At 60.1% G+C, this 26,945-nt stretch carries 25 protein-coding genes; 10 read left to right on the top strand and 15 right to left on the bottom strand.

Annotated features, from left to right (window positions below; all coding sequences use genetic code 11):
- Positions 1–26: 26 nt before the first annotated feature.
- The 5 genes from AD670_RS01785 to AD670_RS01765 all read right to left on the bottom strand — a co-directional run bounded on the left by AD670_RS01785 (position 27) and on the right by AD670_RS01765 (position 5,258).
- Positions 27–995: a CDP-6-deoxy-delta-3,4-glucoseen reductase gene (locus tag AD670_RS01785; RefSeq protein WP_053127794.1), complete on the bottom strand. Its 969-nt coding sequence runs from the start codon at positions 993–995 to the stop codon at positions 27–29.
- Positions 995–2,461 carry a 4-hydroxy-3-polyprenylbenzoate decarboxylase gene (gene ubiD, locus AD670_RS01780; protein ID WP_053127792.1) on the bottom strand — a complete coding sequence of 489 codons (1,467 nt, stop codon included), beginning with the start codon at positions 2,459–2,461 and terminating at the stop codon, positions 995–997. The genes AD670_RS01785 and ubiD overlap by 1 nt, the downstream gene beginning before the upstream one ends.
- A 156-nt stretch (positions 2,462–2,617) precedes the next feature.
- Positions 2,618–3,877 (bottom strand): transcription termination factor Rho, encoded by a 1,260-nt coding sequence (rho, locus tag AD670_RS01775; RefSeq protein WP_003176825.1) that lies wholly within the window; start codon positions 3,875–3,877, stop codon positions 2,618–2,620.
- Between the two features lie 234 nt (positions 3,878–4,111).
- The gene (gene trxA / locus AD670_RS01770; protein WP_053127790.1) at positions 4,112–4,441 is read right to left on the bottom strand and encodes a thioredoxin TrxA; all 330 of its coding nucleotides are present in this window, start codon (positions 4,439–4,441) and stop codon (positions 4,112–4,114) included.
- A 121-nt stretch (positions 4,442–4,562) separates the two neighbouring features.
- Positions 4,563–5,258, bottom strand: a complete 696-nt coding sequence (locus AD670_RS01765; RefSeq protein WP_053127788.1) for a FadR/GntR family transcriptional regulator — start codon at positions 5,256–5,258, stop codon at positions 4,563–4,565.
- A gap of 255 nt (positions 5,259–5,513) precedes the next feature.
- Between AD670_RS01765 and AD670_RS01760 the strand changes: the two genes are divergently transcribed.
- Genes AD670_RS01760 through AD670_RS01745 form a run of 4 tightly spaced genes read left to right on the top strand, consistent with a single transcriptional unit; the run spans position 5,514 to position 8,356 of the window.
- Positions 5,514–6,299, top strand: coding sequence for a transporter substrate-binding domain-containing protein (locus AD670_RS01760; RefSeq protein WP_017530859.1), 786 nt, complete (start codon positions 5,514–5,516; stop codon positions 6,297–6,299).
- 17 nt (positions 6,300–6,316) lie between these two features.
- A complete protein-coding gene (locus AD670_RS01755) occupies positions 6,317–6,985 on the top strand; it encodes an amino acid ABC transporter permease (protein ID WP_053127786.1) in 669 nt (222 codons plus the stop codon).
- Positions 6,982–7,632 carry an amino acid ABC transporter permease gene (locus AD670_RS01750; RefSeq protein ID WP_053127783.1) on the top strand — a complete coding sequence of 217 codons (651 nt, stop codon included), beginning with the start codon at positions 6,982–6,984 and terminating at the stop codon, positions 7,630–7,632. Before AD670_RS01755 ends, AD670_RS01750 begins: the two co-directional genes overlap by 4 nt.
- Positions 7,619–8,356, top strand: a complete 738-nt coding sequence (locus AD670_RS01745) for an amino acid ABC transporter ATP-binding protein (protein ID WP_027608358.1) — start codon at positions 7,619–7,621, stop codon at positions 8,354–8,356. The genes AD670_RS01750 and AD670_RS01745 overlap by 14 nt, the downstream gene beginning before the upstream one ends.
- Before the next feature lie 4 nt (positions 8,357–8,360).
- Here the strand turns inward: AD670_RS01745 and AD670_RS01740 are convergent, their stop codons facing one another.
- The 5 genes from AD670_RS01740 to AD670_RS30440 form a co-directional block, all read right to left on the bottom strand.
- Entirely contained in the window at positions 8,361–8,723 is a 363-nt protein-coding gene (locus tag AD670_RS01740) for a hypothetical protein (RefSeq protein WP_156338055.1), read from the bottom strand.
- 166 nt (positions 8,724–8,889) lie between these two features.
- Entirely contained in the window at positions 8,890–11,394 is a 2,505-nt protein-coding gene (locus tag AD670_RS01735; protein WP_256243845.1) for a fimbria/pilus outer membrane usher protein, read from the bottom strand.
- Between the two features lie 6 nt (positions 11,395–11,400).
- Positions 11,401–12,117: a fimbria/pilus chaperone family protein gene (locus AD670_RS01730; protein ID WP_082340886.1), complete on the bottom strand. Its 717-nt coding sequence runs from the start codon at positions 12,115–12,117 to the stop codon at positions 11,401–11,403.
- Positions 12,118–12,215: 98 nt separating this feature from the next.
- Complete coding sequence (locus tag AD670_RS01725) at positions 12,216–12,866, bottom strand: DUF1120 domain-containing protein (RefSeq protein ID WP_172681430.1); 651 nt, start codon at positions 12,864–12,866, stop codon at positions 12,216–12,218.
- A 147-nt stretch (positions 12,867–13,013) separates the two neighbouring features.
- A complete protein-coding gene (locus AD670_RS30440; protein ID WP_082340885.1) occupies positions 13,014–13,664 on the bottom strand; it encodes a DUF1120 domain-containing protein in 651 nt (216 codons plus the stop codon).
- A 505-nt stretch (positions 13,665–14,169) separates the two neighbouring features.
- Here AD670_RS30440 and ppx point away from each other — a divergent pair.
- Positions 14,170–15,672, top strand: coding sequence for an exopolyphosphatase (gene ppx, locus AD670_RS01715; protein WP_053127771.1), 1,503 nt, complete (start codon positions 14,170–14,172; stop codon positions 15,670–15,672).
- A gap of 137 nt (positions 15,673–15,809) precedes the next feature.
- On the opposite strand, the gene ppk1 is transcribed toward ppx, so the two are convergent.
- Positions 15,810–18,035, bottom strand: a complete 2,226-nt coding sequence (gene ppk1 / locus AD670_RS01710) for a polyphosphate kinase 1 (RefSeq protein WP_053127768.1) — start codon at positions 18,033–18,035, stop codon at positions 15,810–15,812.
- 18 nt (positions 18,036–18,053) lie between these two features.
- Complete coding sequence (gene hemB / locus AD670_RS01705; protein WP_053127766.1) at positions 18,054–19,067, bottom strand: porphobilinogen synthase; 1,014 nt, start codon at positions 19,065–19,067, stop codon at positions 18,054–18,056.
- A gap of 207 nt (positions 19,068–19,274) precedes the next feature.
- Between hemB and AD670_RS01700 the strand changes: the two genes are divergently transcribed.
- On the top strand, positions 19,275–19,913 hold the full coding sequence (locus AD670_RS01700; protein ID WP_053127764.1) for a DedA family protein: 639 nt from the start codon (positions 19,275–19,277) through the stop codon (positions 19,911–19,913).
- On the opposite strand, the gene AD670_RS01695 is transcribed toward AD670_RS01700, so the two are convergent.
- A complete protein-coding gene (locus AD670_RS01695) occupies positions 19,894–21,129 on the bottom strand; it encodes a sterol desaturase family protein (protein WP_053127762.1) in 1,236 nt (411 codons plus the stop codon). The two genes, AD670_RS01700 and AD670_RS01695, sit on opposite strands and share 20 nt — an antisense overlap.
- Positions 21,130–21,245: 116 nt before the next feature.
- Between AD670_RS01695 and elbB the strand changes: the two genes are divergently transcribed.
- The gene (gene elbB / locus AD670_RS01690; protein WP_053127760.1) at positions 21,246–21,911 is read left to right on the top strand and encodes an isoprenoid biosynthesis glyoxalase ElbB; all 666 of its coding nucleotides are present in this window, start codon (positions 21,246–21,248) and stop codon (positions 21,909–21,911) included.
- A gap of 9 nt (positions 21,912–21,920) precedes the next feature.
- On the opposite strand, the gene AD670_RS01685 is transcribed toward elbB, so the two are convergent.
- Both AD670_RS01685 and AD670_RS01680 read right to left on the bottom strand, forming a co-directional pair.
- Complete coding sequence (locus AD670_RS01685; protein WP_053127758.1) at positions 21,921–22,376, bottom strand: YaiI/YqxD family protein; 456 nt, start codon at positions 22,374–22,376, stop codon at positions 21,921–21,923.
- A 2-nt stretch (positions 22,377–22,378) separates the two neighbouring features.
- Positions 22,379–24,274, bottom strand: a complete 1,896-nt coding sequence (locus AD670_RS01680) for a cytochrome c/FTR1 family iron permease (protein ID WP_053127756.1) — start codon at positions 24,272–24,274, stop codon at positions 22,379–22,381.
- A gap of 268 nt (positions 24,275–24,542) precedes the next feature.
- Here AD670_RS01680 and AD670_RS01675 point away from each other — a divergent pair, with 268 nt between their 5' ends.
- From AD670_RS01675 to lpoB, 3 genes are read left to right on the top strand one after another with little or no spacing between them, the layout of a single operon-like run.
- Positions 24,543–25,940 carry a COG3014 family protein gene (locus tag AD670_RS01675; protein WP_053127754.1) on the top strand — a complete coding sequence of 466 codons (1,398 nt, stop codon included), beginning with the start codon at positions 24,543–24,545 and terminating at the stop codon, positions 25,938–25,940.
- A gap of 10 nt (positions 25,941–25,950) precedes the next feature.
- Positions 25,951–26,322 (top strand): YcfL family protein, encoded by a 372-nt coding sequence (locus AD670_RS01670; RefSeq protein WP_008439304.1) that lies wholly within the window; start codon positions 25,951–25,953, stop codon positions 26,320–26,322.
- Between the two features lie 35 nt (positions 26,323–26,357).
- Entirely contained in the window at positions 26,358–26,945 is a 588-nt protein-coding gene (gene lpoB / locus AD670_RS01665; RefSeq protein ID WP_053127752.1) for a penicillin-binding protein activator LpoB, read from the top strand.

Genomic DNA, 26,945 nt, shown 5'->3' with positions numbered 1-26,945 from the left:
AAGCTGCCCCCCACACGTTGATCGCTTTAGGGCCGCGGGGCGTAGGCGAATACGTCGGCGCGCATCTGGTGCGCGTCCATGCCGGCGTCGACCAACGCATCCAGCGTGCCGTAGATCATCGCCGGTGAACCGCTGGCGTAGACATGCACCGCCTTGAGGTCGGCAATGTCTTCGCACACCGCTTCATGCAGCAGGCCGCAGCGTCCTTCCCAGCCGCACAGGTCACTGACCACCTTGTGCAGGAACAGGTTGGGCAGTTGCCGCCATTGGTCCCAGTGCTCGATCTCGTAGAAATCTTCCGGGCGCCGCACACCCCAGTACAGGTGCACCGAGTGCTTGAAGCCGGAAGCGCGGCAATGCTCGATCAGGCTGTGCATCTGCGCCATGCCGGTGCCGGCAGCGATCAGCACCAATGGCCCGTCCGGCAGCTCGGCCAGGTGGGTGTCGCCAAATGGCAGCTCGATGCGCGCCATCTGGTTGCGCTGCAATTGCTCGAGCAAGTTGCGCGCGCTGTCCTCACGGGCCAGTACATGCAGTTCCAACTCGCGACCGGCGTGGGGCGCAGAGGCCAGGGAAAACGCCGATTTCTCGCCATTCTCCCGCTCGATCATCAGGTATTGCCCGGCGTGGTAACGCACCGCCTTGCCGGCCGGGGCCCGCAGGCGCACGCGCCACACATCGCCGCCCACTTCCACGCACTCACTCAATTGGCACGACAACTTGCGCAACGGCAACTCTCCCGGCGCCAGCACGCCATCCCACAACACGATGCAATCTTCCAGCGGCTCGGCGATGCAGGTGTAGAACTCACCGTGATCGCGCACTTCACCGGCTTGCTGCACCCGGCCTTCCACCAGCAGTGCGGCGCACACGTGGCACACGCCATTGCGGCACGCCTGGGGGCACTCGTAGCCCAGGCGGCGCGCGCCTTCGAGGATTCGCTCGCCGGGTTCCAGCTCCAGCACGGCGCCGGAAGGTTGCAGGGTTACACGCATCAATCTATTCCCAATTCTTTCCAGATCGCATCGACACGTGCCGTGACGGCCTCATCCTTGACGATCACCCGGCCCCACTCGCGGGTCGTTTCACCCGGCCATTTGTGGGTGGCATCCAGGCCCATCTTCGAGCCCAGGCCCGACACCGGCGACGCGAAGTCGAGGTAGTCGATCGGCGTGTTGTCGATCATCACCGTGTCGCGCTTGGGGTCCATGCGCGTGGTGATGGCCCAGATCACATCGTTCCAGTCCCGGGCATTGATGTCGTCGTCGGTAACGATAACGAACTTGGTGTACATGAACTGTCGCAAAAACGACCACACACCCAGCATGACCCGCTTGGCATGGCCCGGGTACGACTTCTTCATGGTCACGATAGCCATGCGATACGAGCAGCCTTCCGGCGGCAGGTAGAAGTCGGTGATTTCCGGGAATTGCTTTTGCAGGATCGGCACGAACACTTCGTTCAGCGCCACCCCCAGAATCGCCGGCTCATCTGGCGGACGGCCGGTGTAGGTGCTGTGGTAGATCGGCTTGATCCGATGGGTGATGCGCTCGACGGTAAACACCGGGAAGCTGTCGACTTCGTTGTAATAGCCGGTGTGGTCGCCGTACGGGCCTTCATCGGCCATCTCGCCGGGGTGAATCACGCCTTCGAGGATGATTTCAGCGGTGGCCGGCACTTGCAGGTCATTGCCACGGCACTTCACCAGTTCGGTGCGGTTGCCACGCAACAGGCCGGCGAAGGCGTATTCGGACAGGCTGTCGGGCACCGGGGTAACGGCGCCGAGGATGGTCGCAGGGTCGGCGCCCAGGGCCACAGACACCGGGAACGGCTTGCCGGGGTGCTTCTCGCACCATTCACGGAAGTCCAAGGCACCGCCACGGTGGCTCAGCCAACGCATGATCACCTTGTTGCGGCCGATCACTTGCTGGCGATAGATACCGAGGTTCTGGCGGTCTTTGTTCGGGCCTTTGGTGACGGTCAGGCCCCAGGTGATCAGCGGACCAACATCGCCGGGCCAGCAGGTCTGCACCGGCAGCATGGCCAGATCGACATCATCGCCTTCGATGACCACTTCCTGGCATACCGCGTCCTTGACCACCTTGGGTGCCATGGCAATGATCTTGCGGAAGATCGGCAGCTTCGACCAGGCATCCTTCAGGCCCTTGGGCGGCTCGGGCTCCTTGAGGAACGCCAGCAGCTTGCCGATCTCGCGCAATTCGCTGACCGCCTCGGCGCCCATGCCAAAGGCCACGCGCTCGGGGGTGCCGAACAGGTTGCCGAGTACCGGAATGTCATAGCCGGTCGGGTTCTCGAACAGCAGCGCCGGGCCCTTGTTGCGCAAGGTGCGGTCGCAAATCTCAGTCATTTCCAGTACCGGGGAGATCGGCATCTGGATACGTTTCAACTCTCCGCGCTGCTCAAGTTGCTGCACGAAATCCCGAAGATCCTTGAATTTCATTAACCATGCCACCCGTAAAATAGGCGTACATCCTACCTGCTCTGAGGGCGGCTGGCAGCTTATCGCGGCGCATTTGGGTCAGGAACAGGCTTAAAAAACGCGCAAAAAAAAATGGCGCCCCTGGAGGCGCCATTCTTTCGGACCTGAAACGTCGTATTACTTACGTTTCATCGACAGGAAGAACTCGTCGTTGGTCTTGGTGGTTTTCAACTTGTCGATCAGGAACTCGATGGCCGCAACTTCGTCCATCGGGTGCAGCAGCTTGCGCAGGATCCACATGCGCTGCAGTTCGTCGTCGGCGGTCAGCAACTCTTCGCGGCGGGTGCCGGAGCGGTTGATGTTGATCGCCGGGAACACGCGTTTTTCCGCGATGCGACGGTCCAGGGGCAGTTCCATGTTGCCGGTACCCTTGAACTCTTCGTAGATCACTTCGTCCATCTTCGAACCGGTTTCAACCAGTGCGGTGGCGATAATGGTCAGCGAGCCGCCTTCTTCGATGTTCCGCGCGGCGCCGAAGAAACGCTTCGGTTTCTCCAGGGCGTGGGCATCGACACCACCGGTGAGGACCTTGCCGGAGCTCGGGATCACAGTGTTGTAGGCGCGGGCCAGACGGGTGATGGAGTCGAGCAGGATCACCACGTCCTTCTTGTGTTCGACCAGGCGCTTGGCCTTCTCGATCACCATTTCGGCAACCTGCACGTGGCGGGTCGGCGGCTCATCGAACGTCGAGGCAACCACTTCGCCGCGCACGGTGCGCTGCATTTCGGTTACTTCTTCCGGACGCTCATCGATCAGCAATACGATCAGGTGAACTTCAGGATTGTTACGTGCGATGTTCGCTGCAATGTTCTGCAGCATGATGGTCTTACCGGCTTTCGGCGGGGCGACGATCAGGCCACGCTGGCCTTTGCCGATCGGGGCGCACAGGTCGATCACGCGACCGGTCAGGTCTTCGGTGGAACCGTTACCGGCTTCCATCTTCATGCGCACGGTCGGGAACAGCGGCGTCAGGTTCTCGAAGAGAATCTTGTTTTTCGCGTTCTCGGGACGATCGAAGTTGATCGTGTCGACCTTGAGCAGGGCGAAGTAACGCTCGCCTTCCTTCGGTGGGCGGATCTTGCCAACGATGGTGTCACCGGTGCGCAAGTTGAAGCGACGGATCTGGCTCGGCGAGACATAGATATCGTCTGGGCCGGCGAGATAGGAGGCGTCTGCAGAGCGGAGGAAGCCGAAGCCGTCCTGGAGAATCTCCAGCACGCCATCACCGGAGATTTCCTCGCCGCTTTTCGCGTGCTTTTTCAGCAGGGAGAAAATCACGTCCTGCTTGCGCGAACGGGCCATATTTTCTATGCCCATTTCTTCGGCCAGTTGGAGCAGGTCGGTAATCGGCTTTTGCTTGAGTTCAGTCAGATTCATATAGGAATGACGTAATCATTTATGGAGGGGGGAAATTAAGCTTTTGGCTTAATGAGGCCGCGCCGCAGAGAAGGCGACAGGATCGCGTACTAATCGAAAAGGAATGCGTCGGCGACGGCTTGCAGGGGGCAGTGGAGAAACCAGTGCGGGGCCGAATGTACCACCTGAGTTTCGGAGCGTCTAGCCCTGTTTCACGAAAAAGCCCCGCAATTTGCGGGGCCTTTTTGACGACGCTTAGATGTTCGCGTCGAGGAAAGCTTGCAGCTGAGACTTCGACAGCGCGCCCACCTTAGTGGCTTCGACGTTGCCGTTCTTGAACAGCATCAACGTAGGAATACCGCGCACGCCATGCTTGGCCGGGGTTTCCTGGTTGTCGTCGATGTTCAGCTTGGCAATGGTCAGTTTGCCTTCGTAGGCGGTTGCAATGTCGTCCAGGACCGGAGCGATCATTTTGCAAGGGCCACACCATTCAGCCCAGTAGTCAACCAGCACCGGGCCAGCAGCCTTGAGTACTTCGGCCTCAAAGGTCGCGTCGGTGACGTGCTTGATAAGATCGTTGCTCATGGATGTCTCCGGATTGTAAGCAAAAAAAACGTTGCCCATCATAGCCGCCCTTCCCCCGTTCAGGAAGCCGCCTCTGATTGAGTCTTCCTATGATGGCGCATGAGTTTGGGTATAACCCAACTCACGGCGTAACGGGAGTCACAAAGGCGATTCCCGTGCGCAATGCCGCATAGCGTACATGCTCCTGCATGGTTTTCTGCGCCGACGCACTGGCACGCCGGGCCAGGGCCCGCAGGATCTTGCGATGTTCCTGCCAGGTTTCCATGGCCCGCTCCGGCCGGATGAACGGTAGTTTCTGGCTTTCCAGAAACACCTCGGCACTGGCACTCAGGATGCTCACCATCGCCTGGTTGCCGCTGGCCAGCAGGATGCGCTGGTGAAATTCGAAGTCCAGCCGTGCGGCCGCTTCGAAGTCGCCGGCCTTGAGCACCTTGCGCATCGCTTCGACGTTGTCTTCCAGGCTGTCCAGCTCATCGATCGTCAGCGTGACCGCCGCCAACCCCGCCGCAAATCCCTCCAGCGCATAGCGCAACTGGAAGATATCCAGCGGCGTGGCCTGGGCTGCGAAAGGCCAGGCAAAGCCCGGCGCGTCATCCGCCGTCTGCACGAACACGCCTTTGCCCGGCTGCACACTGACCACACCCAAAGCGCTCAAGGACGACAGCGCCTCACGCAACGATGCCCGGCTCACGCCCAACTGCAGCGCCAAGTCGCGCTGGGAGGGCAGTGCATCGCCTGGCCCAAAGCCCTGCTCCTTGATCAGTTTGCGGATGGCCTGCAGGGCCGCTTCCGGTACGGCTTGGGCGATGGAATTCATAAAAAACTCGAGGTTCGCGTCAACAGAGCGGCCAGTTGTAAAGCTATTCGTGGCCCACGGCAAGCCACGCCCCAAAGGGGCTCGCGGGGTTTTACCGACGCTCGAAAAGGGTGCGAAAACTCCCAGCACTGTTCAGACCAGTAAGACCACTACAGCTCAACAAACTCCGGCCCCGCAGACCATCCAAGCCGTACTGGCATGGGCTATGCACTGAGCAAATCCAGAAAATTCCTTCGCCCTTCTCGGAGAGTTGCCATGACCAAGCGCTACAGCGCCCTGCTCACTGCCCTGTTTGCCAGCCTGATGCTGAGCCAGGCACCCGCCCAGGCCAACGGTCTGGACGATATCGTCGCCCGTGGCACCCTCAAGGTCGCCGTGCCCCAGGACTTCCCGCCGTTTGGCTCGGTCGGCCCCGACATGAAGCCCCGCGGCCTGGACATCGACACCGCCAAGCTGCTGGCCGACCAGCTCAAGGTCAAACTGGAACTGACCCCGGTCAACAGCACCAACCGCATCCCCTTCCTCACCACCGGCAAGGTCGACCTGGTGATCTCCAGCCTGGGCAAGAACCCCGAGCGCGAAAAGGTCATCGATTTCTCCAAAGCCTACGCACCGTTCTACCTGGCCGTATTCGGCCCGCCTGACGCCGCCATCAGCAGCACCGACGACCTCAAGGGCAAGACCATCAGCGTGACCCGTGGCGCCATCGAGGACATCGAGCTGACCGCCGTAGCGCCCAAGGAAGCCACCATCAAGCGCTTCGAAGACAACAACTCCACCATCGCTGCCTACCTGGCCGGCCAGGTCGACCTGATCGCCAGCGGCAACGTGGTGATGGTGGCGATCAGCGAACGCAACCCGAAACGCGTGCCGGCACTGAAAGTGAAACTCAAGGACTCGCCGGTCTACGTGGGCGTGAACAAGAACGAGCCGGCGCTGCTGGAGAAGGTCAACCAGATCCTGGTCGCGGCCAAAGCTGACGGCAGCCTGGAAAAGAACGCGATGCAATGGCTGAAAGAGCCGCTGCCCGCCGATCTTTGAGACGACGGAGCTGACTCATGGCGTATCAATTTGACTTTGTGCCGGTGCTGGCCAATACCGATCTGCTGTTGCGCGGCGCGTTGTTCACCCTTGAGCTGACGGCCATCGGTGCGATCCTGGGGGTGGCCCTGGGCACCGTCGGCGCGGTGGTGCGGGCGTGGAAAATCCAGCCATTTGCCTGGTTCTTCGGCGTCTATGTCGAGTTGATCCGCAACACGCCGTTCCTCGTGCAGTTGTTCTTCATTTTCTTCGGCCTGCCGTCACTGGGCTTGAAAATCACTGAGTGGCAGGCGGCGATCCTGGCGATGGTGATCAATCTGGGGGCCTACTCCACGGAGATCATCCGCGCCGGCATCCAGGCGATCCCACGCGGACAACTGGAGGCCGCCGCCGCGTTGGCGATGACGCGTTTCGAAGCGTTCCGCCATGTGGTGCTGCTGCCGGCACTGGGCAAGGTGTGGCCGGCCCTGAGCAGCCAGATCATCATCGTGATGCTCGGTTCGGCGGTGTGTTCACAGATCGCCACCGAGGAACTGAGCTTCGCCGCCAACTTTATCCAGTCGCGCAATTTCCGTGCGTTTGAAACCTATGCCCTGACCACCCTGGTGTACCTGTGCATGGCGTTGATGATTCGCCAGTTGCTCAACTGGATCGGCCGCCGCTTTGTGATGAGGAACAGCCGATGAGTGATTTTTCCTTCTGGGACATCGTGCGCAACCTGCTCACGGGCCTGCAGTGGACGCTGTTGCTGTCGCTGGTGGCGTTTGTCGGCGGCGGCCTGATCGGCTTGCTGGTGATGACCATGCGCATCAGCAGCAAGGCATTCGCGCGCAATCTTGCGCGTACCTATATCGAGCTGTTCCAGGGCACGCCGCTGCTGATGCAGCTGTTCCTGGTGTTCTTCGGCATCGCCCTGCTGGGGGTGGATATTTCACCCTGGCTGGCAGCGGCGATTGCCCTGACGCTGTTTACCAGCGCCTACCTCGCCGAGATCTGGCGCGGTTGTGTCGACTCCATTGCCCACGGGCAGTGGGAGGCGTCGGCCAGCCTGGCGTTGAACCCCCTTGAACAACTGCGCTACGTGATCCTGCCCCAAGCCCTACGCATCGCCGTGGCGCCCACCGTGGGTTTCTCGGTGCAGGTGGTCAAAGGCACCGCCGTGACCTCGATCATCGGCTTCACCGAACTGACCAAGACCGGCGGCATGCTCGCCAACGCCACCTTCGAGCCCTTTATGGTCTACGGCCTGGTGGCCCTCGGTTACTTCCTGCTCTGCTACCCCTTGTCCCTCAGTGCGCGCTACCTGGAAAGGAGACTGCATGCCTCTGCTTAGAATTTCCGCCCTGCATAAGTATTACGGCGATCACCACGTCCTCAAGGGCATCGACCTGACCGTTGAAGAAGGCCAGGTGGTGGCAATCATCGGCCGCAGCGGCTCGGGCAAGTCCACCTTGCTGCGGACCCTCAATGGCCTGGAATCCATCAACGACGGCGTGATCGAGGTCGATGGCGAATACCTCGATGCCGCCCGCGCCGACCTGCGCAGCCTGCGGCAGAAGGTCGGCATGGTGTTCCAGCAATTCAACCTGTTCCCGCACCTGACCGTCGGCGAAAACGTCATGCTCGCACCGCAGGTCGTGCAAAAAGTGCCTAAGGCCAAGGCGGCGCAATTGGCGCGGCAGATGCTGGAGCGTGTTGGCCTGGGCGAGAAGTTCGACGCCTTTCCCGATCGCCTCTCAGGTGGCCAGCAGCAACGCGTTGCCATTGCCCGTGCGCTGGCGATGTCACCCAAGGTACTGCTGTGCGATGAAATCACTTCGGCCCTGGACCCGGAGCTGGTCAATGAAGTGCTCAGCGTGGTCCGCCAATTGGCCAAGGACGGCATGACCCTGATCATGGTCACCCACGAAATGCGCTTTGCCCGGGAAGTCGGCGACAAGCTGGTGTTCATGCACCAGGGCAAGGTGCATGAAGTCGGTGATCCAAAGGTACTGTTTGCCAACCCGCAGACCGCCGAACTGGCGAACTTCATCGGCACGACCGAAGCCCACGCCTGATCGCTCAACCACCCGGCACCCATTCAAAACGCCCGCTACCCTCCAGCAACGTTTTATCGCGTACTGAGGGCGCGGGGTTCGATAGAAAGGTGTCGACCTGCACCTGTGCAGAAAAAACCCGCCCCCTGACAGGCTGTCCAGCCTTCAGCGCCACCAGCGCCTGGTCCGGCCGCAGTTGACCACTGCGCTCGGCGCGGTTGTGCAGCGGTGCCAACTCTATCGCCTGGCCATCCAGCAGTGGCTGCTGCAGCGTCAGGTCAAACCGCCCCTCCCGGCCGAACCTGAAACCCTGGGCGTCGGCCGGCAGTCCCAGAAAACGCACGGCAATCACCGTAGCCTCTGAGCACACCACGTTCAGACGCACCATGCGTTTACCCAGGAAAATCCCGCGCGGCTCGGGCGTTGTAGCGGGGCGCAGAAGCCCGTAATCAATGTGTGGCTGGCTCACTGAGAGGCGGCACTCGGAAGCCGAGGCCTCAAAAACCGTCAACAGGCTTACCAGAACCCCAAGCGCTCCCGGCGCCAGGGCACCGCTAGCTGCAGATCGCCACTGTGCTTTCATAAAGTTGGCCCTCATCGTTTTGTTCCGACAGGTCGAGTTGCAGTTTGCAGGACGTCGCGTTCGGCGATGACACGGTCAGGGCTTGTGGCGCATCGATGCTGTTGAGGAAAATCAGGCCGTCTCCGACGACTGTGGTCAGGAAGGTATTGTCTGCGGCCAGCACCGAAGCGCCTTTGGCCAACGGTTGGCCACCTGGGTCAACGGCACGCAACAGCACCCGTCGGACCTTCACCACGTCAAAGTCGACCGTGCTGAACGAACCTCGCCCAGCCTCCAGGCTTTTGATGCCGTTCTTGATATCGATCTGGCGTGGCAGGGATTTGCCTTCCACCTCGACCAGACTGGCCTGATAGGCAGGCAAACCGGGGATCACCGCCATGCCCCAGCGATCAGTCCATACAGGCCCCTGGGGCGTGGTGATGCGCGCGCCTGAAACATCGCCAACCGACACGACCCCAAACGTGTCCTCGACCCTGTACGGTGAGAGCGTCAGCCCGCGCTCATGAGCCACAATCGCGCCCTGCAACTGCCCGCTATAGCTGGTGTTGCTCGAGTCCCGGTTAACGCCCAGGCCCAGTTGGGCATAACGGGACGTCGTGTTGAGCGTACCGCCCAGCGCATGCCGGGCGGCCGCGCCCAGGTCGCTGTCGGCACGCAGTTCATAATTGAGCGTGTCGTCGACGCGCTCACTGAAAGCTGTACCGATACTCGATCGACTTCCCTGGCGCCTGGCGGTGGAAGTCAGCGAGCGATCGCTCCCCAACGGAGCACTGACCTGCAATCGAATGCCGACCCCATCGTTGTCATCCTTGTTATCGCCGGAAGCGCCCAGCTGCGAATCCACGCTCACACCGACATTGGCGTACTTGAAAGGCTTGTTCCAGGAGGCGTGGACATGCTGGGAGGTGCGGTTGTTGAAATGTGCAGCACGGGTGTATCCGACCGCGAATCCGCCAAACTGTGGGTTCGCCCAGTTCAACCCCGCCGTGTATTGGTGCTTGAAACGCGAGTCCGTTCCGTCGCCCCTCTCATTGCGCAAGGTATCGAGCACATCGCGATAACCGGGTGTCTGGGTCGTAGCGCTCAACGTCAAGTGCACGTCACCCGGCAAGGCGCTGCCCAAGGAGACGCTGTTACCCACACCCCGCACGCTGTTCTTGCTGTCCTGCGAAACGTTGTTACGCAGGCCAACAGAGAATCGCTGGGCGAAATGACTGTCCAGTGCCAACCCCACCGAATGGTAATGATCGGTAAGCTGCACACCCGAACTGAGGGCGGTATCGGCAGTGAGGGCCCAGGTCCCGGTACCCATGGCCAGCAGCGGTTCATCGGCACCGCTGCGGTCCACATCCCGAACCTTGCCGACGGCTGCGGTATACCCTGATTTCACCGGCACCGCACCGCGAAAAGAAGCGGCTGGCACGACGAAGCTACGCTGCCCGCCACGGGTTTCGATAACCCGGACTTCAAGGTCGCTCGTGCCGTTGAGCAGCGGCAGGTTGCTCAGCGCAAATGGCCCTTCCGGCACGACGGTGGTGTAGATCAGTGCCCCCGACTGACGCACCTCTACGCGCGATTGGCTCAGGGCCTGGCCTTCGACCACCACGCCATTGCTGCCGCCACCGCCTTCGACACCGTCCGGAGACAGCTGAAAACCGGTCAGTTGCACACCACCAAATACAGAACTGCTACCCGATATCTGCCCCACCTGAAACGTAGACGCCAACGACGCAATGTCTCGTTGCGCATAAGCGTACAAATGCTCTGTCTGTGAGCGACCATCGGTAGAGATATAGAGCTGACGGCTGCGGGCAATCCAATCGCCGAGGTTGAATCCGACCTCCGTCGACGCCGACAGAAAACGGCCCCTGGCCTCTCGCGAATGGCTGTTGATCCCTTGCAAGTCATAGTTGAGCAGGCCGGCCGTGCCTCCTCGGGCGAAATGCCCAGTACCTCGTTGCGGCTCACGCATCGCTTGGGTTGGAACCACGAGCGACACTTCTTCGCTGCCTGGGCGCAGGTTCAATACCGTGCTGGGAAACTCGGCAAGAAAGTCATGGCAGGCCTGATCAGCGGCAACCTGTTTGTCTATCACCGAGGCGGGTACACGCAGGCCTGCTTGGTCCAACAACCCACGGGTAAAGCACAGCTCCCCCTCATGGTTGAACCGCGCATCGGTCAATCCAATACGCTCGCCATTAACGCTCAGATCGACGACCCGAACGCCTTCACTGAAGCGTGGTGCATTCTGAAAATAGCGGGCAACCGATGGATCAAGCCCGCGATGCGCCAAGATCGCCAGATCGAACCCCAGGGTAGACGCCCCAGGCCCGGCATACACAGGCCCAGCGACGCCCGAGAACATTGCGATGCAGACAGAGAAACTGACTCGGTGGAACGTAAAGGACGCTTCGGTCTTTTTCGCGTTACGTCGGTTGTTACGAACTGCGCCGTTGACCTCGTTTATTTTTCTCATACGCAGTCACGGCGTGTTGGCTACGAGCAGGGCATCGTAGTTATCTACGGTAAATCCATAGACCGTGGCAGGCGCGATGGTGACTGATGTGGCATCAGGGCTGGGGCTCGAAAACTCGGTGCTCAGCACCTCACCCGGCAGGACATAGGTGCGTGAAAGATAGGCTTTGGCTTTTTGCGGGTTCAGTTGCACCTCAGCCGCCAGACGAACGACATAGGGACTGTCGTTACGCACGCTCAAGGTTTTGCCCTGGAGACTCCAGGTCAGCAGTTCCCAAGGCGCATTGTGCTGGGGCAGGCCTTTGGGGTGGAGAATCAATGGCAGGTTTTGTCGCAGGCTGATACCGATCGTCGCCCCCGACCCAGGTTGGGTTTGTGGAATACCCTCGAAGGTCACACGTTTCAAACGCTGGGTCTTGAGCGGTTCCTTGCCGACCGCCAGAAACCTCACCATTTGTAATTCGCCAGCATCCACCCGAGAAACAGGCGGAGTAACAATCACCAGCGGCTCAAGATCTTCAGGCACATCTTCAATTGCCGCATGGAGCAGCGCAGGCTTGGCGTCAGTGTTTTTGACGTTAATGCTGACCTCACCATCCGCTTCATTCAGCACGATGACAGTGGTTTCAGGCTCCATGCCATCGGCGTGCGCTGCACCGCATAAAACAAAGCTAAAGCACACGCATAACGCAGAAAAAAACGTTGACTTCGAGAAGATACCCATTCGTTCTGTCCTTTACTTCGAGCACAGCAAAACAGCCAACGCAGGTTAAAACTTCAAACAGTCGAAGTTTCAACCTGCGCTCGCCGACCCAGCCTTGTTTACAAGTAGCGCAACTCTAATGTGGCATGCCCATCCAGACTGAGGCCTTCACCGATGGAGAAAGCGGAGGTCTTATTGATGACGCCTTGAACTTGCAGGTTTCCAGAAACAACGGACAACCTAATCGGCGTGGCGGTGCCAGAGGCCCAACTTGTCAAATGCGGGGGTTGTGCCAGGGCTCCGTCGCCGAAACTCCAGGTAGCACCGTTATTGTTAGACCCATTAACCCTGACAGACTTGCCGTCAGCAACGGTATTCGCCATGAACATGACGTAACCGCCCACCTTCTCACCTTTGGACGAAGTACCCAGGCCATAGTTGAAGGCGTCGACATAGGTTGCGTTAAATGCACTCTGCATCATCCCAGGCACTTTACTGCTTGCTCGATTGTCCTGAGTCCTGATGCTTACCAAGGTAGGTGCGTCACACCTGACTATGAAAGGCGTACTTTTCTTATCCAGCCTGGTGTAATGGGTGGCGCTCAGCGAGCTCGGCCGAATCATGCCGTAGTCAAACACCGAATTGGTTATCGTAAAGCTGCAACTTGCGGGAGCAATAGTCCCTTTAACGCGTACATCAGCTGCGTGGGCGTTCATACCAGCAACGCCAAAAAACAGCCCCATTAATAAAAAAACTTTCTTTTTAATCACCCACCGAGCCCTCATTCAACGTCATCAATGACGCCCAACAACTTATCTTCCTTGATCGATTGATTTTCAAAACGCAGCAACAAGGGAAACATGCCCAAGGCCGTCAATGGCGTCGATTCACTGCAGCGAACACCGCAGATAGGTTTCTTAGAGATAGACCAATTCCAGCGTAGTATGACCATCCAGGCGTATTTCGCTGTTCATCGTCAACGCAGAGGTCTTGTTAATAACTGGCTGCACCCTCAGGTTGCCCGAGACAACTTTCAACCTGATAGGCGTATACGCGGACCCTGAACGCCAACTGCCCAACTCCGGCGGTTGCCCCAGGACTTGATCTGTGTAGTGCCACGCCCCGCCATTATTGAAGGATCGCGCAAGAAGAACTGCTTTTCCATCGGCAACGTTATTTTCCATGAAAACAACATAACCGCCGATGTTTTCACCTTTAGCCGTAGTACCCAGCCCGTAATTGAACCCATCGTGATAGGTCTTGTTATACATGGTCTGCATCATGCCAGGCACTTTGCTGGAAGCACGATTATCCAGCGTCTTGATGCCAACCATCATCGGCGCTGAGCAATTGACAGTAAACGGTGTGCCTTTTTTTTCCAACTTGGTGTAGTTCGTATCGCTCAACGAACCAGGATTGATTCGCCCATAATCAATGGTCGAATGAGTGATGGAAAAACTACAACTGGCCGGGGCAATAGAGCCCTTGACACGTAAATCCGCAGCTTGGGCACTCAGGCCAGAAACTGCAAGAATCATCCCCACCAACAGAGTACTTTTATTTATCATCTGTCAATCACCTCACTCTCAGAAATCATTTACAGGTGCGCAGCTAAACTTTCAAAAACCGCAAAAACAGACTCCACAAGCCGGCGTTCAAAACATAGCGCCACCCGAGATCCCGACCTATAAACAAATACCACCACGGCACAATTGCCGAGCCAAAGTATTAACACTTCGCCCCTTCAGTAAAACAGGAGAAATCTCAATCATCGTAAGAGCAATCGGCAGCCGCCCTCCCACACCGGCACAATTACTGTACGAATTGAAATAACAATCAGGAGGACTAATAAAAAACCACGTAGGAATTAGTTACTCATCCGGCAAACAGAGGCTTCTAAAAACAAAGACTACGCATGGGTCGCTCTTGTAATACAACTGTCACAAACATTTCCTACAACCCGCCTCGACGATTACCCGCGAGGCGCTGATTGGAAATCCTCTGGCGCTACGCGTTGGCGTCAGCGGTCGATCGTGGCACGATGGCAAGGTTATCGACCGAGACCCCCTAACCATGCCGCAATTCCAAGCCAAGAATCTGTCCCTGATCGCCGCCATCGACCTGGGCTCCAACAGCTTTCACATGGTCGTGGCCAAGGCCCAGAACGGCGAAATCCGCATCCTTGAGCGGCTCGGAGAGAAAGTGCAACTGGCTGCCGGGATCGACGATGAGCGCCAGCTCAATGAAGAATCCATGCAGCGCGGGCTCGATTGCCTCAAGCGTTTTGCTCAACTGATCAACGGCATGCCCCTGGGCGCCGTGCGAATCGTCGGCACCAACGCCTTGCGCGAAGCCCGCAACCGTGGCGAATTCATCCGCCGCGCCGAAGAGATCCTCGGACACCCTGTAGAAGTCATCTCCGGCCGTGAAGAAGCACGCCTGATCTATCTCGGCGTGTCCCACACCCTGGCCGATACCCCCGGCAAGCGCCTGGTGGCGGATATCGGTGGCGGCAGTACCGAGTTCATCATCGGCCAGCGCTTTGAGCCGCTGCTGCGTGAAAGCCTGCAGATGGGTTGTGTCAGCTATACCCAACGCTATTTCAAGGACGGCAAGATCACTCCGGCGCGCTATGCCCAGGCCTACACCGCGGCGCGGCTGGAGATCATGAGTATCGAGCACGCCCTGCACCGCCTGACCTGGGATGAAGCCATCGGCTCGTCCGGCACCATCCGTGCCATCGGCCTGGCGTTGAAAGCCGGCGGCCATGGCACCGGTGAGGTCAACGCCGAAGGCCTGGCGTGGCTCAAACGCAAGCTGTTCAAGCTGGGGGATGCCGAAAAGATCGACTTCGACGGCATCAAGCCCGACCGCCGCACCATCTTCCCGGCCGGCCTGGCGATTCTTGAGGCGATCTTCGACGCCCTCGAACTGCAACGCATGGACCACTGTGACGGCGCCCTGCGTGAAGGCGTGCTGTATGACCTGCTCGGTCGCCATCACCACGAGGACGTGCGTGAGCGCACGCTCAGCTCGCTGATGGAGCGTTATCACGTCGATCTGGAGCAGGCCGCCCGTGTGGAGCGCAAAGCCCTGCATGCCTTCGATCAGGTGGCCGAGGACTGGGACCTGGAAGATGGCGTATGGCGCGAACTGCTGGGCTGGGCCGCCAAGGTGCATGAAGTGGGCCTGGACATCGCCCACTACCATTATCACAAGCACGGCGCCTACCTGATCGAGCACTCCGACCTGGCCGGCTTCTCCCGGGAAGACCAGCAGATGCTCGCGCTGCTGGTGCGCGGCCATCGTCGCAATATCCCCAAGGACAAGTTTGCCGAGTTCGGCGATGAAGGCATCAAGCTGATCCGCCTGTGCGTGCTGCTGCGCTTTGCGATCCTGTTCCACCATATCCGTGGCACCCAGGAAATGCCCCAGGTGACACTGCGCGCCAACGGCGACAGCCTGGATGTGGTGTTCCCGAAAGGCTGGCTGGATGAGAACCAACTGACCCAGGCGGACTTCGCCCAGGAAGCGGAGTGGCTGACACGGGTGGGGTTCAGCCTGAACCTGCGCTGACCCGATCTAAAGAACACTGCAAAACAAATGTGGGAGGGGGCTTGCCCCCGATTACGGTGTGTCAGTCGCGAATACTTTGACTGAACCACCGTAATCGGGAGCAAGCCCCCTCCCACATTTTCAGAGCGTGTTGTCTGTTAGTTCACCGACAGAATCGGGCTGCCCAACTTCTCCAGCAACGTCGCCTGGGCGCTGCGCGGGTTCTGGTTGCCGGTCGGCGTGTTACGCACGTAGCGGCCATCCGACTGCAGGCTCCAGCTGTGGGTGTTGTCGGTGAGGTAGCTTTCCAGCTCCTTCTTGACCCGCATGATCAGCTTCTTGCCTTCCACCGGGAAGCAGGTCTCCACGCGCTTATCGAGGTTGCGCTCCATCCAGTCGGCGCTGGAGAGGAACATCTGCTCTTCGCCCCCATTGAGGAAGTAGAACACCCGGGTGTGCTCCAGGAAGCGGCCGATGATCGAGCGCACATGGATGTTATGCGACACACCGACAATGCCCGGACGCAGGCAGCACATGCCACGCACCACCAGGTCGATGCGCACACCGGACTGGCTGGCCTTGTACAGCGCGCGGATGATCTTCGGATCGGTCAGCGAGTTGAACTTGGCGATGATGTGCGCCGGTTTGCCGTCGAGGGCGAACTGGGTCTCGCGGGCAATCATGTCGAGCATGCCCTTCTTGAGGGTGAACGGCGCGTGCAGCAGCTTCTTCATGCGCAAGGTCTTGCCCATGCCGATCAACTGGCTGAACAACTTGCCGACGTCTTCGCACAAGGCATCGTCGGAGGTCAGCAGGCTGTAGTCGGTGTAGAGCTTGGCGTTGCCGGCGTGGTAGTTGCCAGTACCGAGGTGGGCGTAGCGCACGATTTCACCGGCTTCGCGACGCAGGATCAGCATCATCTTGGCGTGGGTCTTGAAGCCGACCACGCCGTAGATCACGACCGCACCGGCCGCTTGCAGACGGCTGGCCAGTTGCAGGTTCGACTCTTCGTCAAAGCGCGCCCGCAACTCAATCACCGCCGTGACTTCCTTGCCGTTACGCGCGGCGTCTACCAGGGCATCGACGATTTCCGAGTTGGCGCCGCTGCGGTACAGGGTCTGGCGTACGGCCAATACATGCGGGTCCTTGGCGGCCTGGCGCAGCAGGTCGACCACCGGAGTGAAGGACTCGAACGGGTGCAGCAGGAGGATGTCCTGCTTGCTCACCACGCTGAAGATGTTCTCGCTGTTTTGCAGCAGTTTCGGGATCTGCGGGGTGAACGGCGTGTATTGCAGTTCCGGATGACTGTCCAGGCCAGTGATGCTGAACAGGCGTGTGAGGTTCACCGGGCCGTTGACCTGGTACAGCTCGGATTCGGCCAGGTTGAACTGCTTGAGCAGGTAGTCCGACAGATGTTTCGGGCAGGTATCGGCCACTTCCAGGCGCACCGCATCGCCGTAGCGCCGCGAGAACAGCTCGCCGCGCAGGGCACGGGCCAAGTCTTCGACGTCTTCGGAGTCCAGCGCCAGGTCGGCGTTACGGGTCAGGCGGAACTGGTAGCAGCCCTTGACCTTCATGCCTTGGAACAGGTCATCGGCGTGAGCGTGGATCATTGACGACAGGAATACATAGTTGTCGCCAGCGCCCCCCACCTCTTCCGGTACCTTGATGATCCGTGGCAGCAGACGCGGTGCCGGGATGATCGCCAGGCCCGAATCGCGGCCGAAGGCATCGATGCCTTCCAGCTCGACGATAAAGTTGAGGCTCTTGTTCACCAGCAATGGGAACGGGTGCGTCGGGTCGAGGCCGATGGGGGTGATGATCGGTGAAATCTCGTCACGGAAGTACCGGCGCACCCAGGTTTTGATCTTGGTGGTCCAGTGGCGGCGACGAATGAAGCGGACCTGATGTTTTTCCAGTTCCGGCAGCAGGATGTCGTTGAGGATCGCGTATTGGCGGTCCACATGACCATGCACCAGCTCGCTGATGCGCGCCAGGGCCTGGTGCGGCTGCAGGCCGTCGGCGCCGGCTTGTTCACGGGCGAAGGTGATCTGTTTCTTGAGGCCGGCGACACGGATCTCGAAGAACTCGTCCAGGTTGCTGGAGAAAATCAGCAGGAATTTCAGGCGTTCCAGCAACGGGTAGGACTCATCCAGCGCCTGTTCAAGCACGCGGATGTTGAATTGCAATTGTGACAGCTCACGGTGGATGTACAGGCTGCTGTCATCCAGGTTGGTCACCACCGCGGCCACCGGGGCCGGGGTTGGCGCTTCGGCTACCACGGCAGGCGGGGCCGGCTCATGTTCCGGGGGCGTCTCGGTGACTTGTTCCACCACCGGGTGAGCGTCTTTTACGGCAACTTCGGAGAGTCCTTCGGTATTCATCGAGTGTTCCTGTGAGGGCTATTGTTGCTCTCTAAGCAATTGGGCGGCGCGGGCGGCGAAATAGGTCAGGATGCCATCAGCCCCGGCACGTTTAAAGGCCGTCAAGGATTCAAGGATCACCCCTTCACTCAACCAGCCATTTTGTATTGCAGCCATGTGCATGGCGTATTCGCCACTGACCTGATACACAAAGGTCGGCACTTTGAATTCCTCTTTGACCCGGTAAAGGATGTCCAGGTACGGCATCCCAGGCTTGACCATCACCATGTCGGCGCCTTCGGCCAGGTCGGCGGCCACTTCGTGCAGCGCTTCATGGCTGTTGGCCGGGTCCATCTGGTACGAAGCCTTGTTGGCCTTGCCCAGGTTCAGCGCCGAGCCCACCGCATCGCGGAACGGCCCGTAGTAGGCGCTGGCGTACTTGGCCGAGTAGGCCATGATCCGCACATTGACGTGGCCTGCCAGCTCCAGGGCTTCGCGAATCGCCTGGATACGGCCATCCATCATGTCCGACGGCGCAACCACCTGGGCGCCTGCCGCCGCGTGGGACAAAGCCTGTTTGACCAACGCATCGACGGTAATGTCGTTCTGAACATAGCCGTCTTCGTCCAGAATGCCATCCTGACCGTGGGTGGTGAACGGGTCCAGCGCCACATCGGTGATCACCCCCAGCTCCGGGAAACGCTCGCGCAGGGCGCGGGTGGCGCGCTGGGCGATCCCATTCGGGTTCCAGGCTTCGGCAGCGTCAAGGGACTTGAGTTCAGACGGCGTGACCGGAAACAACGCCAACGCCGGAATCCCCAACTCGACCCAACCAGCGGCTTCTTCAAGCAGCAGATCAACAGTCAAGCGCTCTACACCTGGCATAGATGCCACCGCTTCCCGACGATTTTCGCCGTCGAGCACAAACACCGGCAGGATCAGATCATTCGTCGTCAGTACGTTTTCACGAACCAGGCGGCGAGAAAAATCATCACGGCGATTACGGCGCAGGCGAGTAGCAGGGAACAGGCGATTGGCAGGGGTAAAGCTCACGACAGACTCCTGAGCCCGGGTTTACGGGCGAGCGTTGCAGTTATAAGCGGGCATTATGACGAAGGTATGACAGTTGTGCTTATCGACGCGACCTGTAGCCGCATTCGTCGTTTATGTAGGAATTGTTCACTTCGTGACACATCTCGATACTTTCACGAATGTTCACGAAGGCGTAGGCTGCGCGTTCATTTCGCCAGCACCCAGACCATGCTTCAACAATTTCTGCATGACTTCGGCTACTTTGCCCTCTTCCTAGGCACGTTCTTCGAAGGCGAAACCATCCTGGTTCTCGCAGGCTTCCTGGCGTTCCGTGGATACATGGATATCAACCTGGTGGTGGTCGTTGCCTTCTTTGGCAGCTACGCCGGCGATCAGCTTTGGTACTACATGGGGCGCAAGCACGGCCGCAAACTGTTGGCGCGCAAGCCGCGCTGGCAATTGATGGGCGACAAGGCCCTGGAGCACATCCGCAAGCACCCGGATATCTGGGTGCTGAGCTTCCGCTTCGTCTACGGATTGCGCACGGTGATGCCGGTGGCCATTGGTCTTTCCGGTTACCCACCGATGCGCTACCTGATCCTCAACGGTATCGGCGCCGCGATCTGGGCTGCCGCGTTGGGGGCTGCGGCTTATCACTTTGGCGCGGTGCTGGAAGGCATGCTTGGCAGCGTCAAGAAATACGAGCTGTGGGTACTGGGCGCCTTGCTGTTGCTGGGCTTTGGCCTGTGGCTGCGCCGCCGCTTCAAGAACGCACGCATCGCCCGCCAGGCCTGTGCCGATGCCAAGGCACGGCTCGCAGCCGCCGAGCCGGCCCCGGCAGCCCCCCCTAAGACATCAGTCGAGTAAGCCGGCCTCTGCAGCAGTAGAGGCCAATCCCGCTGAGCAGGCTGTAGCTCGCCAGCCCCAGCCAGCCCAGGTTGCTGGCCGGCCACAGCCCGACCAGCGGCGCCAGCCACACCAACGGCACATTCAGCGCCAGGCGCATCAGCTCGGCCTTTAAGGCCCATGGGCGATTCTCCAGGGCCACGCCGAGGGTAAACAACCCAAGCGCCATCGCACTCCAGCCGACAATCAGCGCTGCACTGGGCAGCCCCTCGCCGAAATTCATCAAGTAGCTGCCAAACCCCACATACGCCGCGAACTGCAGGGCGATATAGACCTGTTGGCGCGTGTCCAGCGGCACTTCGAATTTGCGGAACTGGCTCAAGTCGGGCTTGGCCAATGGATACTTGGCCTTCACGTCCGCCGGGCGCCAACCGGTGCGCATAAACCAGATGCGCAGCTTGTCCCACCGACTCTCGGTACGCCGTGCATCACTCCAAAGCTGTGCATAAAACTGCAGGTTGGCCCACAGCGGGTTCCAACTGGCCAAGGGTGTGGTCACGCCGAAAATCACCGGTTCGTTGTCGTCTTCTTCCTGGAAGGTACCGAACAGCCGGTCCCAAAGAATGAACACCCCGCCGTAGTTGCGATCCATGTAGAGAGCATTCTGTGCATGGTGGGCCCGATGATTGGATGGCGTGACGAAAAACCACTCGAACCAGCCAAGCTTGGGCACGTGCCGGGTATGCACCCAGAATTGATACAGCAGGTTGAGGGACGCCACGCTGATAAACACCACCAGCGGCACGCCAAGCACGGCCAGGGGCAGGTAGAAAATCCAGCTCAGCAGGAAGCCGGTGCTGGTCTGGCGCAGGGCGGTGCTGAGGTTGTAGTCCTCGCTCTGGTGATGCACCGAATGCGCGGCCCAGAGGATGTTGCGCTCGTGCCCCATCCGGTGCAGCCAGTAATAACAGAAGTCGTAGAACACAAATGCGAACACCCAGGTCCAGACACTCTGGGCAGGCAGCTCGATCAACGCCAGGTGCTTGAGGGCGAACGCATAGGTCAAAAGCCCCACGCCCTTGGTCAACAAGCCAGTGGTGGTGGACAGCACGCCGGTGCTGAGGCTGTTGATGGCATCTGCCACGCGGTAGTTGCGCTGGCCACGCCAACGGTCCGCGAGCAGCTCCACCACGATCAAGGCAATGAAAAACGGTACCGCGTAAGGCACGAAGTCCATGGTCTGGTCCGGTCTATTTTTGTTACATCAAGATTAGGTGCAGCGGCGTGAGATCCCATTGGCAACAGGTTACAAATTAGTAGACATTTAACGCCAAGACCCCAGGAGAAATGCCCATGAGCAAAAAAATTGCAGTGATCCTTTCCGGCTGTGGCGTGTACGACGGCGCAGAGGTCCACGAAAGCGTGATCACCCTGCTGCGCCTGGATCAGCGCGGCGCTCAGGTCCAATGCTTTGCACCGAACATTGCGCAGTTGCACGTGATCAACCACCTCACCGGCGAGGAAATGCCCGAGTCGCGCAATGTACTGGTGGAGTCGGCGCGGATTGCCCGAGGCGCCGTGCAGGACATTGCCGAGGCGAATGCAGAAGACTTCGATGCGTTGATCGTGCCCGGCGGGTTTGGTGCGGCGAAGAACCTATCGGACTTTGCGCTGGAGGGCGCTGCTTGCAGCGTCAATCCGCAGGTACTGGCGTTGGCTGAAGCCTTTGCCGAAGCTGGCAAGCCGGTGGGCCTGATCTGCATTTCGCCGGCTCTGGCCGCGAAGATCTACGGCCCGGGCGTGACCTGCACCATCGGCAACGACACCGATACCGCCGCCGCCCTCGACAAGATGGGCGCCACCCACCAGGAATGCACGGTTGAAGACATCGTAGAAGACAAGGCCCGCAAACTGGTAAGCACCCCGGCCTATATGCTCGGTAAAAGCATCAGCGAGGTGGCTTCCGGTATCAACAAGCTGGTGGATCGGGTGCTGGAACTGACCCACGAGAACGACTGAAGCCCGCGCCTACACGGGCTTCATCAAACGGGTGAGGATCCGGTCCAACGCATTGGCAAACGCCTGCTTGTCCTTTTCCCCATGGGGCGGTGGACCACCGCCCATCTGGCCTTGCTCACGCAGATCGGTGAAGAGGTTACGCACCGCCAATCGCTCGCTCATGTTCGCGGGGCTGAATTCCTTGCCACGCGGGTCGAGGGCAGTGACACCCTTCTTCACCAGCCGGTCGGCCAGGGGCACATCGCTGCAGATCACCAATTCACCGGGCACTGCATGTTCCACCAGGTAGTCATCCGCTGCGTCCGGGCCGCTGGGCACCACGATCAACTTCACACACGAGAAGCTCGGCTTGATCTGGCTCTGCCCGGCCACCAGCACGACCTCAAACTGGCGCTTGAGGGCAAACTTCACCACCTGATCCTTGGCGGCCCGAGGGCAGGCGTCGGCGTCGATCCATACCCGCATGGTCAGGCCGCCACACGGCGTTTTTCGGCCAGACGACTGCGGCCATACAGCACCACAATCGCCAGGATCGCCACGGCCTGTGCACTCAACGAATACGCATCGGCATGGATGCCCAGCCAGTCGAAGTCAAAGAACGCCACCGGCCGCGTGCCGAAGATACCGGCTTCCTGCAACGCCTTGACGCCATGGCCAGCAAACACCACCGACAGCGCACACAGCAGCGCCGCATTGATGCCGAAAAACAGCGCCAGCGGCAGTTTCGCCGAACCGCGCAGGATCACCCAGGCCAGGCCCACCAGCAGCACCAACGCCGTGGCGCCACCCGCCAGCACCGCGTTGTGCCCAGCCGGGCCGGCTTGCAGCCACAGGGTTTCGTAGAACAGGATCACTTCGAACAGCTCGCGGTAGACCGAGAAGAACGCCAATATCGCAAAACCGAAACGCCCACCGCCGCCCACCAGGCTGCTCTTGATGTAATCCTGCCACGCCGCGGCATGGCGACGGTCGTGCATCCACACACCCAGCCACAGCACCATTACGCTGGCGAACAGCGCCGTGCAGCCTTCGAGCAGTTCGCGCTGGGCGCCGCTGACGTCAATCACATACGCCGCCAACGCCCAGGTGGCCAAGCCGGCCAATAGCGCCAGGCCCCAGCCGACGTTGACGCTGCGCACCGCCGATTGCTGGCCGGTGTTGCGCAGGAACGCGAGGATCGCTGCCAGCACCAGGATCGCTTCCAGGCCTTCGCGCAGCAGGATCAGCAGGCCCGAGATGTAGCTCAACGACCAGCTCAGGCCATCGCTGCCCAGCAAGCCTGCGGATTCGGTGAGCTTGCCCTTGGCCACGTCCAAGCGTTGCTGCACCTGCTCGATCGGCAGGCCGTCCTGCAATGACTGCCGATAAGCCATCAACGCCTTCTCGGTGTCCTTGCGCACGTTGGCGTCGACGTTATCCAGTGAGCTTTCCACCAGCTCGAAGCCTTCCAGGTAGGCCGCTACCGACAAGTCATAGGCTTGTTCGTGGTCTCCGTTACGGAACGCCGCGAGGCTTTTGTCCAGGGTGGTCGCGGTGTAATCGAGCAGCTGCGCCGGTCCACGCTTGACCTGCGGCGGTTGCGCACGCTGGGCGCGGAAGGTTGCGGCAGCTGCCGGGCCGTTTGCGGCCAGTACTTCATTGGGCGTCTGGCGGGCCAGGTCGGCGAGGTTGAAAGGCTGTTCACTCTTGGCCGCAGCCGGGTCGGCGGTGAAGCCGGCGATGTAGGTGGCCAGGTCCCAGCGCTGGCGGTCATCCAGTTGGTCGGCAAAGGACGGCATATCGGTGCCTTCGACGCCCAGGCCCAGGGTGTTGTAGATCGCGTAGAGGCTCAGGCGATCCAGGCGCGCAGCATCCGTCAAGTTGGCCGGCGGCGGGGTCATCCCCACGCCGGCCGGGCCATCGCCGGCACCGACAGTGCCGTGGCACACCGAGCAATGTTGGGCGTACAGCGGTGCGCCGCGCGTTGGGTCGGGCGTGATGGCCGGGGCTTGGCTGACTTCATACGCGACCGCCAGCTTGGCACCCAGTTGCCGGGCCTGGCGAGCAACGCCGGCGCCGTCTGCGTGAGCGGTAACCGCCGCCAGCAGCTCGTCGACGCCCTTCACCAGCTCCGCACGCTCGGGCTTTTGCGGTAAATCAGCCACCAACCCCTGCAACACCCCGAGAAACTCCACCTGCTCGCGGTATTCCCCATCATCCACAACCTTGCCCGCCGCCACCGTCGGTGGGTAGTCAGCGCCAATGTAGTCCAGCAAATGCAGGGCTTGTGGGGCGCCCTCGGCAGTCGCGGCCAACAGATTGACGCTGCACGACATCAATGCCGGCAACAGCAGCCAGGCGAGAAAACGGAAAGGGGCAATCATGAATGAATCTCAAGTGGAAATACGAAGTAACACATTGTTAAGCCTTAAAGGGTTTGACTCAAGGCGTTAGTGATTTGCCGTTTGCGAGGGCGGGAAATTTCAGCGGCGCAGTAGTGGCATCCACGTCAACTCAATCAAAGCAAAAAGCCATTGTTTTGCCAGTAACGGTGCTTATAATGCCGCGCCCTGTTAGTGCGAAAGGGAATTTAGTTTCTCGTTTTTATGAGGAATTACCACGTCGATCGACCACTTTCAGGGAAGAAGTTACATGGCTTTTCGCGCCTTAACTCCGCTTGCGCTCACGGCGGTCACCTTACTGTCCGGCTGCTCGATGTTCCGCAGCTACGACACCGAGCTGCAAGCCACCAACCAGCAGCTGGCCAGCGGCAATGTCGACGCCGCCCTGACCCTGCTGGAAAAGAACAACACCGGCGAAGACAAAGACCTGCTGTATTTCTTCGAAAAGGGTGAGTTGTTGCGGGCCAAGGGCGACCTGACCGGCAGCCAGACCGCCTGGCGCAGCGCCGACCTGCAAGTCTACAAGTGGGAAGAGTCGGTCAAGTTCGACAGCGCAAAGTACCTGTCCCAATTCGGCAGCTTCCTGGCCAACGACAAGGTGCGTCGCTACGAAGGGTATGACTACGAAAAAGTCATGCTGACCACACAGATGGCCCTGAACCTGCTGGCCCTGAATGACTTCGACGGCGCCCGTACCGAAATCAAGAAGACCCACGAACGCGAAGCGGTGATCGCCGACCTGCGCGACAAGGAATACCTCAAGCGCGAAGACGAAGCCGAGCGCCAAGGCGTGACCACCCAGATCAAGGACCTGCACGGCTACCCGGTGCAAGCCCTCGACGCGCCGGAAGTGGTCGGCCTGAAAAACAGCTACCAGAGTGCGTTCAGCCATTACCTGGCGGGCTTCGTCTACGAAGCCCTGGGCGAAAAAGACCTGGCCGCCCCCGGTTATCGCAAGGCCATTGAGCTGCGTCCTAACACGCCATTGCTGGAAAAAGCGCTGCTCGATCTGGACAAATCCAAGGTCGGCGCCGATGAAACCGACGTGCTGATCGTCGTGCAGAGTGGCCTCGCGCCCGCCCGCGACTCGATCCGCCTGCCACTGCCGATCCCGATCAATGGCAACCTGGTGATCACCCCGCTGTCGTTCCCGGTGATCAAGGCCGACACCTCCACGGCGACCTTCGCCCAGATCGGTGTCGACGGCCAGCAACAGAACCTCACTGCGCTCAACAGCACCACGGCCATGTCCCGCCGCGCCCTGCGTGACGACATGCCGGGAATCATCCTGCGCACCACCGTGCGCGCGGTAAGCCGTGGTGTGGCGCAGAACAACCTGAACAAGACCAACCCCATGGCAGGCCTGGTACTGGGGATCGCCTCGGCCGTGACTGAAGGCGCCGACACCCGCACCTGGCGCACCCTGCCGGACATGACCCAGGTCACGCGCCTGCGCCTCAAGCACGGCGACCACCAGGTCAGCCTCCCCAACGCCTTGGGCGGCACGCTGGTGACGGTCAAGGCCGATCAACGCTACCAGGTGATCACCCTGCGCGTGGTCGGCAACCAGGTGTTCGCGGGCGGTCTGGCCGCCCATGTGGTGCAGAGCTATCCGCCCCAGGCCATTGCCACCCTCAAACAACCTTAAGGAGCACGCTATGCGTCACTTCATCCTCGGCGCCCTGGCGCTGGTCCTGCTCGCCGGCTGCGCCACCCCACCGCCGCCGGAGCCTGGCAGCGCCGCGAGCAAGATCGTGGTGATGGGCAAGTTCAAGGGCATCGCCGTGGGTGCCATTCGTGTGGCCCGCGAGAACGGCTTCCTCACCGCCAAGGTGCAACTGAGCAACATCACCAGCAGTAACCAGATGATGTATTACCGCTTCGCCTGGCTGGGCGCCGACGGATTCCCGGTGGGCGATGAAGAGACCTGGAAAGTGCTCAACCTGTACGCCAACCAGGCGACTTTCCTGCCGGCGATTGCCAACTTGCCCCAGGCTGCGGACTTCCGCCTTGAAGTCAAAACCCCTTGAGCCGTTCATCCTTTTTGCTGCTGAGAGATTTCCCCATGCTTGCACGCTTCTCGATTCTCGCCGTGGTGGCCGTCCTGGCCAGCGGTTGCGCGAACACCTCCCCGGTACTGGGCGGTAAAAACATCAGCTACGGCGACACCAAGGCCGTGGAGTTGGTGACCAACGAGTTCGGATCCACCGACCTGCAGATGATCGCCGAAAGCATGACCCGCTCCCTGGCCCAGTCCGGCATCCTGCAAGGCCGCCCGGTGGTGCAGGTGTATGATGTGAAGAACAAGACCAGCGAGTACATCGACACCCGCGAGATCACCACGTCGATCAAGACCCAGCTGATGAAGACTGGCACCGCCCGCTTCGCCAGCGACAACACCGACATGCAGAGCCAGGTCGACCAGCTCAAGCTGCAGAACCAGAGCGGCTTGTACAAGAAGTCCACCGTCAGCAAGACCGGCAACATGGTCGCGGCCAAGTACCGCCTGGAAGGCTCCATCAGCTCCATCGTCAAGCGCAGCTCGGACTACAAGGACGTGTTCTACAAGTTCAGCCTGCAGCTGATCGACGTCGAGAGCGGCCTGGCTGAATGGATGGACGAAAAAGAAATCCGCAAGACCACGGAGCGCTAA

The organism is Pseudomonas sp. MIACH, assembly GCF_001269925.1.
Lineage (GTDB): Bacteria > Pseudomonadota > Gammaproteobacteria > Pseudomonadales > Pseudomonadaceae > Aquipseudomonas.
The sequence above is the reverse complement of the archived record's forward strand: the minus strand, read 5'-3'. Positions and strand labels throughout refer to the sequence as shown.